General features: G+C 67.9%; 18 protein-coding genes. 11 read left to right on the top strand and 7 right to left on the bottom strand.

Annotated elements, in window-relative coordinates; translation table 11 throughout:
• Positions 1–44: 44 nt before the first annotated feature.
• The 7 genes from BUB76_RS08425 to trpB all read left to right on the top strand — a co-directional run bounded on the left by BUB76_RS08425 (position 45) and on the right by trpB (position 5,862).
• A complete protein-coding gene (locus tag BUB76_RS08425) occupies positions 45–659 on the top strand; it encodes a (d)CMP kinase (protein ID WP_073128318.1) in 615 nt (204 codons plus the stop codon).
• Between the two features lie 202 nt (positions 660–861).
• Positions 862–2,538 carry a 30S ribosomal protein S1 gene (rpsA, locus tag BUB76_RS08420; RefSeq protein ID WP_073128317.1) on the top strand — a complete coding sequence of 559 codons (1,677 nt, stop codon included), beginning with the start codon at positions 862–864 and terminating at the stop codon, positions 2,536–2,538.
• 297 nt (positions 2,539–2,835) lie between these two features.
• Positions 2,836–3,117, top strand: coding sequence for an integration host factor subunit beta (ihfB, locus tag BUB76_RS08415; protein WP_073128316.1), 282 nt, complete (start codon positions 2,836–2,838; stop codon positions 3,115–3,117).
• An 8-nt stretch (positions 3,118–3,125) separates the two neighbouring features.
• Positions 3,126–3,494, top strand: a complete 369-nt coding sequence (locus BUB76_RS08410; protein WP_073128315.1) for a lipopolysaccharide assembly protein LapA domain-containing protein — start codon at positions 3,126–3,128, stop codon at positions 3,492–3,494.
• A gap of 11 nt (positions 3,495–3,505) precedes the next feature.
• On the top strand, positions 3,506–4,159 hold the full coding sequence (locus tag BUB76_RS08405) for a phosphoribosylanthranilate isomerase (protein WP_073128314.1): 654 nt from the start codon (positions 3,506–3,508) through the stop codon (positions 4,157–4,159).
• A gap of 94 nt (positions 4,160–4,253) precedes the next feature.
• Positions 4,254–4,562 (top strand): hypothetical protein, encoded by a 309-nt coding sequence (locus tag BUB76_RS08400; protein ID WP_073128313.1) that lies wholly within the window; start codon positions 4,254–4,256, stop codon positions 4,560–4,562.
• A 67-nt stretch (positions 4,563–4,629) separates the two neighbouring features.
• Positions 4,630–5,862: a tryptophan synthase subunit beta gene (trpB, locus tag BUB76_RS08395; protein ID WP_073128312.1), complete on the top strand. Its 1,233-nt coding sequence runs from the start codon at positions 4,630–4,632 to the stop codon at positions 5,860–5,862.
• Positions 5,863–5,871: 9 nt separating this feature from the next.
• Here the strand turns inward: trpB and BUB76_RS08390 are convergent, their stop codons facing one another.
• The 5 genes from BUB76_RS08390 to BUB76_RS08370 all read right to left on the bottom strand — a co-directional run bounded on the left by BUB76_RS08390 (position 5,872) and on the right by BUB76_RS08370 (position 9,492).
• A complete protein-coding gene (locus BUB76_RS08390) occupies positions 5,872–6,453 on the bottom strand; it encodes a DUF4893 domain-containing protein (protein WP_073128311.1) in 582 nt (193 codons plus the stop codon).
• Complete coding sequence (locus tag BUB76_RS08385) at positions 6,440–6,811, bottom strand: DUF2237 family protein (protein ID WP_073128310.1); 372 nt, start codon at positions 6,809–6,811, stop codon at positions 6,440–6,442. Before BUB76_RS08385 ends, BUB76_RS08390 begins: the two co-directional genes overlap by 14 nt.
• Positions 6,812–6,862: 51 nt before the next feature.
• Positions 6,863–7,585, bottom strand: coding sequence for an aminoacyl-tRNA hydrolase (gene pth, locus BUB76_RS08380; protein ID WP_073128309.1), 723 nt, complete (start codon positions 7,583–7,585; stop codon positions 6,863–6,865).
• 139 nt (positions 7,586–7,724) lie between these two features.
• Complete coding sequence (locus tag BUB76_RS08375; protein ID WP_073128308.1) at positions 7,725–8,405, bottom strand: 50S ribosomal protein L25/general stress protein Ctc; 681 nt, start codon at positions 8,403–8,405, stop codon at positions 7,725–7,727.
• Positions 8,406–8,550: 145 nt separating this feature from the next.
• Positions 8,551–9,492 carry a LysR family transcriptional regulator gene (locus BUB76_RS08370; protein WP_236737885.1) on the bottom strand — a complete coding sequence of 314 codons (942 nt, stop codon included), beginning with the start codon at positions 9,490–9,492 and terminating at the stop codon, positions 8,551–8,553.
• A gap of 106 nt (positions 9,493–9,598) precedes the next feature.
• On the opposite strand from BUB76_RS08370, the gene BUB76_RS08365 reads away from it, so the two are divergent.
• Both BUB76_RS08365 and BUB76_RS08360 read left to right on the top strand, forming a co-directional pair.
• Positions 9,599–10,060 carry a cupin domain-containing protein gene (locus BUB76_RS08365; RefSeq protein WP_073128306.1) on the top strand — a complete coding sequence of 154 codons (462 nt, stop codon included), beginning with the start codon at positions 9,599–9,601 and terminating at the stop codon, positions 10,058–10,060.
• Positions 10,057–10,437, top strand: coding sequence for a hypothetical protein (locus BUB76_RS08360; protein ID WP_073128305.1), 381 nt, complete (start codon positions 10,057–10,059; stop codon positions 10,435–10,437). The genes BUB76_RS08365 and BUB76_RS08360 overlap by 4 nt, the downstream gene beginning before the upstream one ends.
• Before the next feature lie 5 nt (positions 10,438–10,442).
• Here BUB76_RS08360 and BUB76_RS08355 read toward each other — a convergent pair whose 3' ends face one another.
• Positions 10,443–12,404 carry an alpha-amylase family protein gene (locus tag BUB76_RS08355; protein WP_236737884.1) on the bottom strand — a complete coding sequence of 654 codons (1,962 nt, stop codon included), beginning with the start codon at positions 12,402–12,404 and terminating at the stop codon, positions 10,443–10,445.
• Positions 12,405–12,430: 26 nt separating this feature from the next.
• Positions 12,431–13,603, bottom strand: coding sequence for an alpha-hydroxy acid oxidase (locus tag BUB76_RS08350; RefSeq protein WP_073128304.1), 1,173 nt, complete (start codon positions 13,601–13,603; stop codon positions 12,431–12,433).
• A 144-nt stretch (positions 13,604–13,747) separates the two neighbouring features.
• Between BUB76_RS08350 and BUB76_RS08345 the strand changes: the two genes are divergently transcribed.
• Both BUB76_RS08345 and BUB76_RS08340 read left to right on the top strand, forming a co-directional pair.
• Complete coding sequence (locus tag BUB76_RS08345; protein WP_175550285.1) at positions 13,748–14,860, top strand: Acg family FMN-binding oxidoreductase; 1,113 nt, start codon at positions 13,748–13,750, stop codon at positions 14,858–14,860.
• On the top strand, positions 14,853–15,302 hold the full coding sequence (locus BUB76_RS08340; protein WP_073128303.1) for a MarR family winged helix-turn-helix transcriptional regulator: 450 nt from the start codon (positions 14,853–14,855) through the stop codon (positions 15,300–15,302). Before BUB76_RS08345 ends, BUB76_RS08340 begins: the two co-directional genes overlap by 8 nt.
• Positions 15,303–15,346 lie beyond the last annotated feature (44 nt).

The raw sequence follows: 15,346 nt of genomic DNA, 5'->3' as shown, positions 1-15,346 counted from the left end.
GGCCCGGCCGTCGCGACCGAATATTTGAAGAAAGGTGAAGCCCGATGCCGTTCACCGTGGCCATCGACGGGCCGGCGGCGGCCGGCAAGGGAACGATCTCGCGCGCCGTGGCCGCGCATTTCGGCTTTCGCCACCTGGATACCGGGTTGCTCTACCGCGCCACCGGGGCGCGGGTGATCGCGGGCGAAGAACCGCTGGCCGCGGCGCAGGCGCTGGTCCCCGAGGACCTGGACCGCCAGGGCCTGCGCACCGCCGCCGTGGCCGACGCGGCCAGCAAGGTCGCGGCCATCCCCGAGGTGCGCGCGGCGCTTCTGGCGTTCCAGCGGCAGTTCGCGCGGCTGGGCGCGGGCGCGGTGCTGGACGGGCGCGACATCGGCACCGTCGTCTGCCCCGAGGCGGAGGTGAAGCTGTTCGTCACCGCCAGCCCCGAGATCCGCGCGCGGCGCCGGTTCGACGAGCTGCGCGCCGATGGCGACGACACCGACTTTGAAACGGTGCTGGCCGATGTGCGCGCCCGCGATGACCGCGACGCGGGCCGGGCCGACGCCCCCATGCGCGCGGCCGAGGACGCAGTGGTCATCGACACCACCGAGCTCGACATCGACGCGGCGGTGGCCCGCGCGGTCGAGGCCGTTTCCGCCCGGCACGGCGCGGTCTAGGGCCGCTGCCGGGGCTTGCGCGACGGAAAGCTTTGGCCTATCAGGCGGGCGTCGAAGGGGCGGGACAGCCCCGGGCGTGAGCAGGGTCGGTCAACGCCGGCCCTTTTTGTCATCCCGGGACCCGTCAGCAAGGCCAACCGAAAGACCGGCGGAGACAACCGCGCGGCCCGTATAGACCGTTGAAAAGGAACTCATAGGCCACATGGCTCAGAACGCATCCATGGAGGAATTCGAAGCCCTCCTGAACGAAAGCTTCGAAATCGACACGCCCGACGAAGGGTCTGTCGTCAAGGGCAAGGTCCTCGCCATCGAGGCGGGCCAGGCCATCATCGATGTCGGCTACAAGATGGAAGGCCGCGTCGATCTGAAAGAATTCGCACAGCCCGGCGAAGCCCCCGAGATCCACGTGGGCGACGAAGTCGAGGTTTACCTGCGCCAGGTCGAGAACGCCCGTGGCGAAGCCGTGATCAGCCACGAGATGGCCCGTCGCGAAGCCGCCTGGGACCGCCTGGAAAAAGCCTATGCCGACGAGAACCGCGTCGAAGGCGCGATCTTCGGCCGCGTCAAGGGCGGCTTCACCGTCGATCTCGGCGGCGCCGTGGCGTTCCTGCCCGGCTCGCAGGTCGACGTGCGCCCCGTGCGTGACGCCGGCCCGCTCATGGGGCTCAAGCAGCCGTTCCAGATCCTCAAGATGGACCGCCGCCGCGGCAACATCGTGGTGTCGCGCCGCGCCATCCTGGAAGAAAGCCGTGCCGAGCAGCGCGCCGAGGTCATCGGCAACCTGGCGGAAGGTCAGGCCGTGGACGGCGTGGTGAAGAACATCACCGAATACGGTGCCTTCGTGGACCTGGGCGGCGTCGACGGCCTGCTGCACGTCACCGACATGGCGTGGCGCCGGGTCAACCACCCGTCCGAGATCGTCACCATCGGCGAGACGATCAAGGTGCAGGTCATCAAGATCAACAAGGAGACCCACCGTATCAGCCTGGGCATGAAGCAGCTGCAGGACGATCCGTGGGATACCGTCGAAGCCAAGTTCCCGCTGGACAGCACCCATACCGGCCGCGTGACCAACATCACCGACTACGGTGCGTTCGTCGAGCTCGAGCCGGGCGTCGAGGGCCTGGTCCACGTGTCGGAAATGTCCTGGACCAAGAAGAACGTGCACCCCGGCAAGATCGTCTCCACCTCGCAGGAAGTGGAAGTCATGGTGCTGGAGATCGACACCCAGAAGCGCCGCGTGAGCCTTGGCCTCAAGCAGACCATGCGCAACCCGTGGGAGGTCTTCGCCGAGACCCACCCCGAGGGCACGCACGTGGAAGGCGACGTCAAGAACATCACCGAGTTCGGCCTCTTCGTGGGTCTGGACGGCGACATCGACGGCATGGTCCACCTCAGCGACATCAGCTGGGACCAGCGCGGCGAGGAAGCCATCCAGAACTACCAGAAGGGCGACACCGTTCAGGCCGTCGTCACCGAGGTGGATGTCGAGAAAGAGCGTATCAGCCTGTCGATCAAGGCGCTGGACGACAGCTTCTCGGGTGCGACCGAGGGCGTGAAGCGCGGCTCGATCATCACCGTGGAGGTGACGGCGATCGAGGATGGCGGGATCGAGGTGGAATACGAGGGCGCCAAATCCTTCATCCGCCGCTCGGACCTGTCGCGCGACCGTTCCGAACAGCGCCCCGAGCGCTTCCAGGTCGGTGACAAGGTCGACGTCCGCGTCACCAATGTCGACCAGAAGACCCGCCGCCTGGGCCTGTCGATCAAGGCGCGCGAGATCGCCGAAGAGAAAGAGGCCGTCGAACAGTATGGCAGCTCGGACTCGGGTGCCTCGCTGGGCGATATCCTTGGTGCCGCGCTGAAGGGCGACGAGTGATCTGAAGAATGGCGCGCGCGGCACCGCCCGCGCGCGACAAGACGGCCCCGCGTCCCACCGGCGCGGGGCCGTTCGCGTTTCACCGCCCCCGAATCGTCGCCCGGGCGGCGGGGCGCCGTTGCTGAGGTCGCGGCACCCGGCGCGGCGCAATATTGAAATCTTTGGAGAATTTCGGGGCCGTCCCGCTGTCGTGGCGCCCGTTCGGGCTAAGATCGCTTTCGTAACGGGAAATTCCGGCTATAGTCGTGGTTCTATCGAGGCGTGACGAACACGCCCACGCAGCGGGGGAGACTGACGATGATTCGATCCGAATTGATTCAGAAGATCGCCGACGAGAACCCGCACCTGACTCAACGCGATGTCGAGCGTATTGTCGGAACCGTCTTCGACCAGATCATCGATGCCCTGGCCCGCGGCGACCGGGTCGAGCTGCGCGGTTTCGGCGCATTCTCGGTCAAGAAGCGCGATGCGCGTATGGGACGGAACCCCCGCACCGGAGAGGCCGTTCAAGTCGAGGCCAAGCACGTTCCGTTCTTCAAGACCGGCAAGCTTCTCCGTGACCGATTGAACGAAGGATAAGACCCCCCATGCGTCTGGTGAAATACATCTTCCTGGCTGTCCTTGCCGTGATCCTCATCATCGTGGCCCTGGCCAATTCCGCACTGGTGACCCTGCGCGTCCTGCCCGAGGCGATGGCCGGGTTCCTGGGCCTGTCGTGGGAAATCACGCTGCCCATGTTCATCGTGATCCTGGGCGCGATCGTCGTCGGCCTCGCGATCGGGTTCTTCTGGGAATACCTGCGCGAGCACAAGCACCGCGCCGCCGCCCGCGAGGCGCGCCGCGAGAAGGACGAACTGCAGCGCGAGAACGAGAACCTGCGCAGCCGCGGCCGCACCACAGGGCGCGGCGGGGACGACGTGCTGGCGCTGCTGGAAGACGGCAGCGTTCCGCGCTAGACGCGCACCCCATGACCGACACGCGTGTGAAGATCTGCGGGCTGACCGAAACCGCCGACGTGGCCGCCGCCCTGCTGGCGGGCGCGTCCTATGTCGGTTTCGTCTTCTTTCCCAAGTCGCCCCGCCACCTGGAACTGGATGCCGCGGCCTTCATGGCCGGCTCGGTGCCCGAGGGCATTACCCGCGTGGCGCTGACCGTGGACGCCGATGACGTCACGCTCGACCGGATCGTGGGCGAGGTGCCGCTGGACATGTTGCAGCTGCACGGATCCGAAACGCCCGAGCGGGTGGCGGCCATCCGCGCGCGCCACGGCCTGCCGGTGATGAAGGCGGTGGGCGTGGCCGATGCCGGTGACCTTCCCGCGCTCGACCGCTACGCCGATGTCGCCAACCAGATCCTCGTCGACGCCAAGCCGCCCAAGGGGGCCGAGCTGCCCGGCGGCAACGGCCTGGCCTTCGACTGGCGGCTGATCGCCGAGCGGGACTGGTCGCAGCCCTGGATGCTGGCGGGCGGCCTGCACGCGGGCAACGTGGCCGAGGCGATCCGGCTGACGGGCGCCACGCAGGTCGACGTGAGCTCGGGCGTGGAGTCGGCGCCGGGGATGAAGGACGGCGAGCGCATGCGCGATTTCGTCGCCGCCGCGCGGGGCGACGTCACCGCCTGATCCACCCAGCGCGGCCATTCCAATCCGCCGCCTTGATCCCCATATGCATTACAGCGACGCAGGGTGCCGTCCGCCTTCCGGTTTCCAAGTTCCCATGTCCAATCGTGCCCTCGCCAGGATCCGCCGCCAGATCGCGGCCATCGAACGGACGGCGCCCCCCGCCGGCCGCGTGATCGCCCCGTTGACCCGCCCGCGCCACCGCTGGCTGCGGGTTCCCGTGGCGCTTCTGCTGATCCTTGGCGGGGTGGCGTCGATCCTGCCGATGCTGGGGCTGTGGATGCTGCCGCTGGGCCTGCTGCTGCTGTCGCTGGACGTGCCCCCGCTGCGCCCGGTGGTGGCGGCCGCGATGGTTTGCGGGCGGCGGCGCCTGCGCCGGCTCGCCGCGCGATTCCGGGCCGCCTGAGACCCCTGCGCCGCTTTACCCTGCCGCGCCCGCTGATATGATCGCGCCTCAATCGAAAGGGTGCGCGATGGCCAACGATCTGTTCAATTCCTTCATGACGGGGCCCGACGAAAAGGGCCGGTTCGGCAAGTTCGGCGGCCGCTTCGTGTCGGAGACGCTGATGCCGCTGATCCTGCAGCTGGAACAGGAATACGAACGCGCCAAGACCGACGACAGCTTCTGGGCCGAGATGCACGATCTTTGGACCCACTATGTCGGCCGCCCCAGCCCGCTGTATTACTGCGAGCGCCTGACCGAGCGTCTGGGCGGCGCCAAGATCTACATGAAGCGCGACGAGCTGAACCACACCGGCGCGCACAAGATCAACAACGTGCTGGGCCAGATCATCCTGGCCCGCCGCATGGGCAAGACCCGCATCATCGCCGAGACCGGCGCGGGCCAGCACGGCGTCGCCACCGCCACCGTCTGCGCCAAGTTCGGTCTGAAATGCGTGGTCTACATGGGCGCCCACGATGTCGAGCGTCAGGCCCCCAACGTGTTCCGGATGAAGCTCCTGGGCGCCGAGGTGATCCCGGTGACCAGCGGTCGTGGCACGCTGAAGGACGCCATGAACGACGCGCTGCGCGACTGGGTGACCAACGTGCGCGACACATTCTACTGCATCGGGACGGTGGCGGGGCCGCACCCCTATCCGGCCATGGTCCGTGATTTCCAGTCGATCATCGGCAAGGAAGCCAAGGAACAGATGCAGGCGGCCGAGGGGCGTCTGCCCGACACGATCATCGCCGCGATCGGTGGCGGCTCGAACGCCATGGGCCTGTTCTACCCCTTCCTTGACGACAAGGAGGTTTCGATCATCGGGGTCGAGGCCGGCGGCAAGGGCGTGAACGAGAAGATGGAGCATTGCGCGTCCCTGACCGGCGGACGGCCGGGCGTGCTGCACGGCAACCGCACATACCTGCTTCAGGATGATGACGGGCAGATCCTGGAAGGGTTCAGCATCTCGGCCGGGCTCGACTATCCCGGCATCGGCCCCGAGCATTCGTGGCTGCACGATATCGGCCGCGCGCAATACGTCGCGATCACCGATGCCGAGGCGCTGGAGGCGTTCCAGCTCTGCTGCGAAGCCGAGGGGATCATCCCCGCGCTCGAGCCCAGCCACGCCTTGGCCCACGTGATGAAGATCGCGCCCGACCTGCCGAAGGATCACATCGTCTGCATGAACATGTGCGGCCGGGGCGACAAGGATATCTTCACCGTCGCCAAGGCGCTGGGCTTCGAGATGAAGGCCCCGGGCTGAGGTCCGCGCCTAACGGGTGAGATACAGCAGGTCGAACTCCGATTCGAGCAGCGGGTAGGGGAACATCAGCCGCGCGGATGTCCCGGATGTCTGCTCGAACACGGCGACCTGCGGGATCGTCTGGTTCGGCTCGACCGCCGTCTGGGTCTCGGGCAGGCCCGCGTAATCGGTGGCGGGCGCTTCGCCGGTGTGGCCCGCGCCCAGGTAGATCAGTCGCCCGTCGATCATGCTGATCGTGCCCACGGTCCGCTGCGATCCTGTCAGTTTCTCGAATCGCCATTCGGTGGGGCCGACCTGCGTGATGCGGCAGCGGAAATCGGTATAGGCCACCAGCCCGGACAGCCCGCCCAGCTTGATCGTGCGGCAGTTCCAGTCGCCGTTCGGGGCGGGGGCCAGCGGGCGGCCCGCCAGCGCGCGGGTCAGCACGTCGATATCGGCCGCGTCGCCTTCGGCCAGCGCCACCAGCAGCGCCCGGCCCGCCGCCTCGTCGAACCGCGCCAGCCGGTCGGCATCGGCCGCCCGGATCTGCGGTGCGGCCCAGGCGGGCGAGGAGGCCAGCAGCGACGCTGCCAGTAGGCTAGCGCGCAGCATGTTCGGTCAGCACTTGCAGCGACACGATATCCAGCGTGCGCACGTGGGTGGCGTTCAGGTGCACCTTCGGGCCGCAATTCTCCTCGACCGCCTGCAGGAAACGGCTGGCACACAGGCACCAGCGGTCGCCGGGCTTCAGGCCGGGAAAGTTGAACTCGGGCCGCGGCGTGCTGAGGTCGTTGCCCAGGTATTTCGAGAAGGCCAGGAATTCGGCCGTCATCACCGCGCAGACGGTGTGGGCGCCTTCATCGGCGGCGCAGGTGTTGCAGTGGCCGTCCCGGAAGAACCCGGTGACGGGGTCGACGGAGCAGGGCGCCAGGTCGGTGCCGAGCACGTTGAGAGATGGGTCTTTTTCCATGTCCACGAAGCTAGGGCCGTCGGCGCGCGGGGTAAAGCGGGCGACGTGCGGCTACTTGAACCGGTCCACCAGTTTCTGCAGGGGCGAGCGGTCGTCGGGCTCGGCCGTCCCGGTCTCCTCTGCCTTCGGCGGGGCAGGGGGCGCGGCCTTGCTGCCCTTGTCCTCGCCCGCGCCGCCGGGCCGCTTGGTGCCCGTGCTGGCGCGCTGCGGGCTCAGCCGTTGCGCCACCGCGTTCAGGAACTTCGGCGTGTCGCCCTCGGCCAGGTGCGCGGCGCCGTCCGACACGCCGCGCAGCATGTCGTCCAGCCACTCGGCGTCCGCCTTGGGAAAATCGCGCAGGACGTAGCCGGGCACCGCGTCCTTGTGGCCCGGATGGCCCACGCCCATGCGCACGCGCTGGTAGTCGGGGCCGATATGGGCGTGCAGCGACCGCAGGCCGTTGTGGCCCGCATGGCCGCCGCCGGTCTTGGCCTTCAGCTTGCCGGGGGCGAGGTCGATCTCGTCGTGGAAGATCACCACGTCCCCCACGTCGATCTTGTGAAAGCGCATGGCCTCGCCCACCGACTGGCCCGAATTGTTCATGTAGGTCGTGGGCTTCAGCAGCAGGACCTTTTCGTGGCCCAGCCGGCCTTCCGAGACGAGGCCCTGGAACTTGGCGCGGAACGGCGTGAAGCCGTGATCCCCGGCGATGCGGTCCACGGCCATGAAGCCGATATTGTGCCGGTTGTTGGCGTATTTGTCGCCCGGATTGCCCAGGCCCACGAACAGTCGCATGGCGCAGCACCCCTGTGTCAGCTCGCGGTCCTTATGCCGCGTGCCGGGCCGATTGGCCAGCCGGGCGGGGCCGCGAACGAAAAACGGGCGCGGCCTTTTGCGCCGCGCCCGTTCTGGTGACTTTCATCGGATCGGACGATCAGCTTTCGTCGTCCTCGGTGCCTTCCTCGCCATCGGGCGGGCCCATCTCGGTGGTGGGCACCTCGTCGGCGGCGACATCCTCGTCCTCGTCATCCTCGGACTGGCTGGCCAGGCCGGAGGGCGGCTGGATGTTGGCGATGACGAAATCGCGGTCGATGGTCGGGCGCGTGCCCTCGGGCAGGTCGACCTGCGAGATGGTCAGCGTATCGCCGATCTCCATCCCCGCGACCGACGCGACGATCTTCTCGGGGATCTCGCCGGCGGTGCAGCGCAGCTCGACTTCCGAGCGGACCATGGTCAGCACGCCGGTCTTCAGGCCGGGGGCCTGATCCTCGTCCACGATTTCCACCGGGATGAAGAGCGACACGCGGCTGGTGCGGCGCAGGCGCATGAAATCCACGTGGGTCGGGAAATCCTTGACGATGTCGCGCTGGACGCCGCGGCAGATGACGCGCACGTCGTCGTGGCCTTCGACCTTCAGGTTGAACAGCGTCGACAGGAAGCGGCCGGCCTTCAGCCGCTTGATCAGCGCGTTGTAGGGGATGTTGATGGGAAGCGGATCGGATCCGCCGCCATAGACGACACCGGGCACGAGGTTTTCGCGCCGGGCCTGACGGGCGGCCCCCTTGCCTGTCCCCGTCCGCTCCATGGCGATGATGTCAGGTGTTTCGCCTGCCATGAGAAGTCTCCTAGAGTTTCAATTCATCGCGCGTCCCGCCGCCTCCAAGGGTGTGCACGCGGGATGCGATGCGGGCGTATAGGGCAGCTTGCCCCGGATGGGAAGGCCCCGTCTGCCCGATCGCGGCGAAAACGGCCCGGCTTGCCTAGGCGGTGCAATCCAGCGGGGCCAGCAGGTCTGCGATCTGGTCGCGCAGCCAGCCATGGGCGGCGCTGGCGGCGAAGCGTCGATGCCAGACCATGACGATCTGCGCCACCGGCACCGGCATCGGCGCGGCATAGACGTCCAGCCCGGCCGCGGGCGCCACGTGCCGGGCCAGCTGCACCGGCAAGAGCGCGATCAGGTCCGAGCCCGCCACCGCGCGGTAGACGCCCGAGAAGACCGGCATGGTCATCACCACTTGCCGTTCGCGTCCCAGCCGGGCCAGCGCCGCATCGCCCATGGCCTGCAGCTTGCCCTCGGGCGAGAACAGCACGTGCCCGAGATCGCAGAACAGGTCGACCGGGATCACGCCGCCCGGCGCGATGCCGGCCCGCGCCAGACGCGGGTGATCGCGCCGGGCCACGACGACGAAGGACGACCGGAAGACCGGGCGGCTTTGCACCCAGTCGGGCAGGTCCGTCGCGGGCAGCAGCGCCATGTCCACGTCATAGCGTTCCAGCGTGTCCACGTAGCTGTCGGGCACGAGGTCGACCAGGTGGACCTTCATGCCCGGCGCCGCGCGGGTCAGCCGGTCGGCCAGCGACGGCATCAGCATCTCGGCGAAGAAGTCGCTGCCCGAGATCTTGAACCGGTCGGTGCTGGTCAGCGGGTCGAACCGGTCGGCGCCGCGCAGCAGGGTCTCGGTCAGGTCCAGGACCTCGCGCAGGGGCGCCTCCAGCGAAAGGGCATAGGCCGTGGGCTCCAGCCCCTGTCCGCGCCGAAAGAACAGCTCGTCCCCCAGCGCCGCGCGCAGCCGCCCGAGCGCGGCCGACACCGCCGGTTGCGACAGGCCCAGCCGTTCCCCGGCGCGGACCGTCGACGTCTCGCGCAACAGCGCGTCCAGCACCCGGAGCAGGTTCAGGTCGAAACTGGATAAATTCGCCAAACGAATACCGATCATAAGAACAATCGATTTTTCGTATCACGGGTCGCGTGATACGCCTAGTCCATCGAAAGCGCTTTCGTTTCCAACACCTTGTAGGGAGGAAACGATGAAGGACCTGACCCTTGGACCCGACGCCGTTGAATGGCTCGGGACCCAGTACTTGCCGATCCTCACCACCGCCGAAACCGATGGCGCCATGTCGATCACCGACAGCGTGTCGCCACCGGCCTCGGGGCCGCCCCGGCACATCCACCACGACGCGGACGAGGCCTTCGTGGTCCTGACCGGCGACGTGGAATTCTGGCTCGAGGGCGAAAGCTTCCTCCGCGGCCCAGGCCAGACGGCCTTCATCCCGCGTGGCAGGGAGCACACCTTCCGGATCGTGGGCGAAAAGCCCTCGCGCCATCTCATCATCCTGACCCCGGGCGGGTTCGAAGGGTTCTTCGCCGACATGGCGCGGGGCGCCTTCCGCATCCCCGAGGACATGGCGCAGATCGAGGAAAGCGCCAAAAGACATCAACTCAGCTTTACCGGCCCGCCGCTCGGCGCCGAGGAGGACGCATCATGAAATCCCTTCCCACCCTGTTTTTCGCCAGTGCCGCGCTCTTCGCCCTGATCGGCATGGTCTGGGGCATCCAGATGGCCGCCAGCCACGACCACACGCTGTCACCGGCCCACGGCCACCTGAACCTGCTGGGCTTCGTCGCCATGGCGGTCTTCGGCACCTACTACGCGCTGACCCCCGCGGCGATGGGGCGGATGGCGACGCTCCACTTCCTGCTGGCGGTCGCCACGGTCGTGTTTCTGGTGCCCGGCATCGCCATCGCCATCCCCGGCGGCAGCCCGGTGCTCAGCCAGATCGGATCGATCCTGGCGCTGGCGACCATGGCGCTATTCGGCCTGATCGTCGTGCGCAACGGCGTGGGGCCGGTGCGGGCCGCCTGAGCGCGCTACCAGATCTGGCGGCGCAGCCAGAGGCAGGCCAGCGGCGGCACCACGATGGTGTCGCCGTCAACGTCCGGCAGCTGGTCGGTCAGCGTATCCTTCGGCCAGGACCCCGGATCCATCCCAAGCGCGTCGCGATGGATGCGCTGCGGCTCTTCCGAGAAGTTGGCGATGACCCAGGTCGTCGCCTCGGTTCCGGGCCTGAGCACGCTGAAGAGACGGTCATGCCCGGTACGCAGCACGCGCGACGGGGTATCGCCGCCCAGCTCGGCGCAGGCGGCGCGCACTTTCAGGATGTGGCGCAACGCGCGGTAGATCCGGCCATGGGGCGCATCGCTGGTCGGCGCGTCGGCTGCCCGGTTCCAGTCCATGGCGGGCCGTTGCATCCAGCGCCCGTCGCCCGCCCGGTCGGGATCCTCGCGCCAGGCGTGGTCGTTCATCAGCCCGATCTCGTCGCCCATGTAGATCAACGGCACGCCGCCGAACCCCGCGATCAGCGCGTGGCCCAGGTTGATGCGCGCCACCGCGTCGTCGATCAGCCGCGGGTCGCCGGACTCCAGCGCCGACTCGAGCCCGGCGAGCGAGGCGAAGCTGCCATTGGTGCGCTTGTCGCCCGTCACCTCGTTCATCTGGAAGTCGGCGCCGCGGGCAAAGCTGCCCTCGAATCGACCGGCGTAGAAATCCGCCAGGAAGCGGCGGTGCCCCGGTCCGGTGACGCCCGCACGCTCGGCGTCGTCCTCGGTGATGGCCCAGCCGATATCGTCGTGGCAGCGGATATAGGTGCCCCATTCGGCATTGGTGAACCGGTCGGGGAAGTGACGCGCCAGCACGTCGGTCATCAGCGACGTCTCGCGGCTGGCCAGCGCCGACCAGAACTGCACCATCAGGCTGTTGTGATAGGCCAGGTTGCAGACCTTGCCCGCGTGCCGACCGGCGCCGAGATAGGGGACCAGCTGGTGCGGCCCGACGATGGCCTCGGCCTTGAAGATCGTGGCGGGCGCGGCCACCGACGCGGCCTGGTTGATGGCCTGCAGGATGTCGTGCACCTCAGGCAGGTTCTGGCAGTCGGTGCCCATCCGTTTCCACATGAAGGCGACCGCGTCCAGGCGCAGCACCTCGGCCCCCGCGTTGGCCAGGTTCAGGATGATGTCCAGGATCGCCAGGAAGACCTCGGGGTTTTCCCAGTTCAGGTCCCACTGGAAGGTGTTGAAGGTCGTCCAGACCCATTTCCCCATCGTCTCGTCGAAGGTGAAATTGCCGGGCGCCTGGTTGGGAAAGACCTCCTGCAGGGTCCGCTCGAACTCCAGCGGCTCGGCCGGGTCGTCGTAGAGGCGATAGAACTTCTGGTAGAACGGATCGCCCGCGCGGGCCCTGTCGGCCCAGGCGTGTTCCTTGGCGGTGTGGTTCAGGACCATGTCGATGCACGGGCTGATCCCGGCCGCGCGCATCTTCTGCGTCACGCGCCTGAAATCGGCCATGCTGCCCAGCCGCGGGTCGATCCGGGTGTAATCCATCACCGCGTAGCCGCCGTCGCTGTCGCCGGGGCGCGGCATGAGACAGGGCATGAAATGGGCGTAGGTGATGCCCAGGTCGCGCAGGTACGGGATCTTGCGCCCGACGCCCTTCATGTCGCCGGCGAAGCGGTCCACGTAGAAGACGTAGGCCGCCATGTCGCTGCTCTGGAACCAGTTCGGGTCCAGGTCACGCTTCAGGTCCAGCAGGCGCAGGTCGGCGGGGCGGGCGGCCCAGCGTTTGGCCAGGACCTCGCGCAGCCGCGCCATCAGCTGGTCGATGGGCATCGCGCGACCGTAAAGCCGGTTCAGCGGCGTGCGGATCTCGCGCTCGGCCCGTTGCCAGCGCATGTCGAACAACGCGTCGTCGGTGACGCTGGCCTTGACCGTGGGGATCCTGGCCTTCGTGTGCTTGGCCGTGCCCGCGGGCGTCGCCCGCGACTTGAACTTCGGCATGGTCACCCCTCCCGGGCGGGATCGGCTCAGATGTTGCGGCGGTAGCGGTTGAACTCGTCATCCAGCAGCAGGATGTCGCGGCCCACCTCGGTCAGCTTGCGATGCCCGCAAAGCGCCATGGTGGTGTCGAGCTCCTTGTGGATGACGTTCAGCGCGTCGGTGACGCCCTGCTTGCCCTTCGCCCCGAGGCCGTAGATGAACGCGCGCCCGATATAGGTCCCGTCGGCACCCAGGGCCATCGCCTTCAGCACGTCCTGTCCCGACCGGATGCCGCTGTCCATGTGGATCTCGGTCTGGCCGCCCACGGCGTCCACGATCTCGGGCAGGACGCGGATCGCGCTCAGCGCGCCGTCCAGCTGCCGCCCGCCGTGGTTGCTGACGATGATGGCATCGGCGCCCACGTCCAGCGCGGCGCGCGCATCGTCCGCGTCGAGAATCCCCTTCAGGATCAGCTTGCCGCCCCACATGTCGCGGATCTTCTTGACCTTTTCCCAGTCCAGGCGCGGGTCGAACTGTTCGGCCGTCCAGGACGACAGGGATGACATGTCGCCGACGCCCTTGGCGTGGCCCACGATGTTGCCGAAGCTGCGCCGCTGGGTCTTCAGCATGTCCATGCCCCAGCCCCACTTGGTGCTGAGGTTCAGCATGTTCTTCAGCGTGGGCTTGGGCGGGGCCGACAGGCCGTTCTTGATGTCCTTGTGGCGCTGCCCGAGGATCTGCAGATCCAGCGTCAGCACCATGGCGCTGCACCCGGCCTCGGTCGCGCGGCGGATGACGTTCTCGAGGAACTCCTCGTCGCGCATCACGTAAAGCTGGAACCAGAACGGCTTCTTGGTGTGCTTTGCCACGTCCTCGATCGAGCAGATCGACATGGTCGACAGGGTGAAGGGCACGCCGAACTCCTCGGCGGCCTGGGCGGCCAGGATCTCGCCATCGGCGTGCTGCATCCCGGTCATGCCGACGGGGGCCAGGCCCACGGGCATGGTCACGTCCTCGCCGATCATCTTGGTCGCGGTCGAACGGTCGTCCATGTCCACGGCCACGCGCTGGCGCAGGCGGATCTTGTCGAAATCGGTGGTGTTCTCGCGGAAGGTCTGCTCGGTCCACGACCCGCTTTCGCAGTAATCGTAGAACATCTTCGGCACGCGCCTTTTGTAGATGCGCTTGAGGTCTTCGATCTCGGTAATCGGTGTGGCCATGCGTGCCTCCTTCTTCGCACGAACTCCTACCGTCCCTCTCGTCGCGGAGCAATCTGCTACGACCGATTCATCTTGACTTGGTTCGATATGAAACAATAATGATTTCATATCGAACTAAAATGAGTCGCCCGAAGGAGACACGAGATGACCCTGACCAGACGCAAGATGATCGCCCTCGTGGGCGGCGGTGCAATCACGGCTGTGGCCGGTGGGGCCGGGGCCTTCGCCGTCACGCGCCGCCCCGACCGGGCGCTGGCGCCCTGGGACGCGGCCGGCACACCCACCGACCCGCGCGCCCGCGCCCTCAGCTTCGCGCTGCTGGCGCCGAACCCGCATAACCGGCAGCCGTGGCTGGCCCGGCTCGACGGCGACGATACCGTGACGCTGTGGCGCGACCCGGCGCGTGACCTGCCGGTGACGGATCCGTTCGGGCGGCAGCTGACCATCGGCATGGGCTGCTTCATCGAGCTGATGGAGATGGCGGCGGCCGAGGACGGCTTCGCGGTCGAGACGACGCTGTTCCCCGAGGGCGCAGCCGCGGGCGGACCGGTGGCGCGCAGCCGCTTCTTGCCCGGCGCGGGTGCACCTGATCCGCTGTTCGCCCATGTCATGGACCGCCGCAGCCACAAGATCGGCTTCGACGCGCGCCCGGTGCCGGGCCGCTACGCCCGCGATTTCGCGCCCTTCGCCGACGTGGTGCTGCCCGGCCCCCGGGCCGAGGCGCTGCGCCGCATCGCCATCGACGCCTGGCACCGCGAGGCCGCGACCGACGACGCCTGGCAGGAAAGCGTCGACCTGCTGCGGATCGGCAAGGCGCAGATCAACGCGAACCCCGACGGAATCGATCTGGGCGGCCCGATGATGGACAGCCTGCACGCCCTGGGCCTGCTCACCCGCGAAGGGGCAGGGGACCGCAACGACCCGAACGTGCGCGCGGCCATCGACGAGACGACGCAGGCCATCGCCGGCGCGCCGGCCTTCGTGGTGATGACGACCAAAGCCAACACGCGGCGGGACCAGATCGAAACCGGCCGTCGCTGGATGCGGCTGAACCTGGCCACCACCGGCGCCGGTCTGGGGCTGCGGCCGGTCAGCCAGGCCCTGCAGGAATATCCCGAGATGGCCGAGATCCACGCCGACATCCACGCCCGCGAGGCGCCGGGCGGCGGAACGGTTCAAATGCTGGGGCTGCTGGGCTACGGTCCGTTGACCCCGCGCACCCCGCGCTGGCCGCTCGAGGCGAAACTGATTGTCTGAAGACCCCTTCGCGACCTGGTTCACGCTGTTCAACGAAATCGGCATCGTGAACCAGCTCAGCTCGGCCTTGCTCGAAGCACAGTTGCCCAAGGGCATGCTGCGCTCGCATTTCTCGGTGCTGAACCACCTGATCCGGGTGTCGGACGGGCGCACGCCGCTGGAACTGTCGCGGGCCTTCCAGGTGCCCAAGGCGTCGATGACCCACACGCTCGCCGGTCTGGAGAAGGCGGGGCTCGTCGCGCTGCGGCCCCATCCGAAGGACGGGCGGTCCAAGCAGGTCTGGCTGACCGAGGCGGGGCGCTCGTTCCGGAACGGCGCGGTGGCCGCGCTCGAGGCCGATATCGAGGGGCTGGCGGCCGAGATCCCGACCGACGAGGTCGCCGCCGCGCTGCCGTTCCTGAAGCGCCTGCGCCAGGTCATGGATTCGGCCCGCGACGGCTGATGTCCCGCTGACTGGCGAAGCCCTCACGCCAATCCCTGCCGAAT

Origin of the sequence: Palleronia salina, assembly GCF_900141995.1 — a bacterium.
Taxonomy (GTDB): Bacteria; Pseudomonadota; Alphaproteobacteria; order Rhodobacterales; family Rhodobacteraceae; genus Palleronia; species Palleronia salina.
This window is presented reverse-complemented; position numbering and strand designations above follow the sequence as displayed.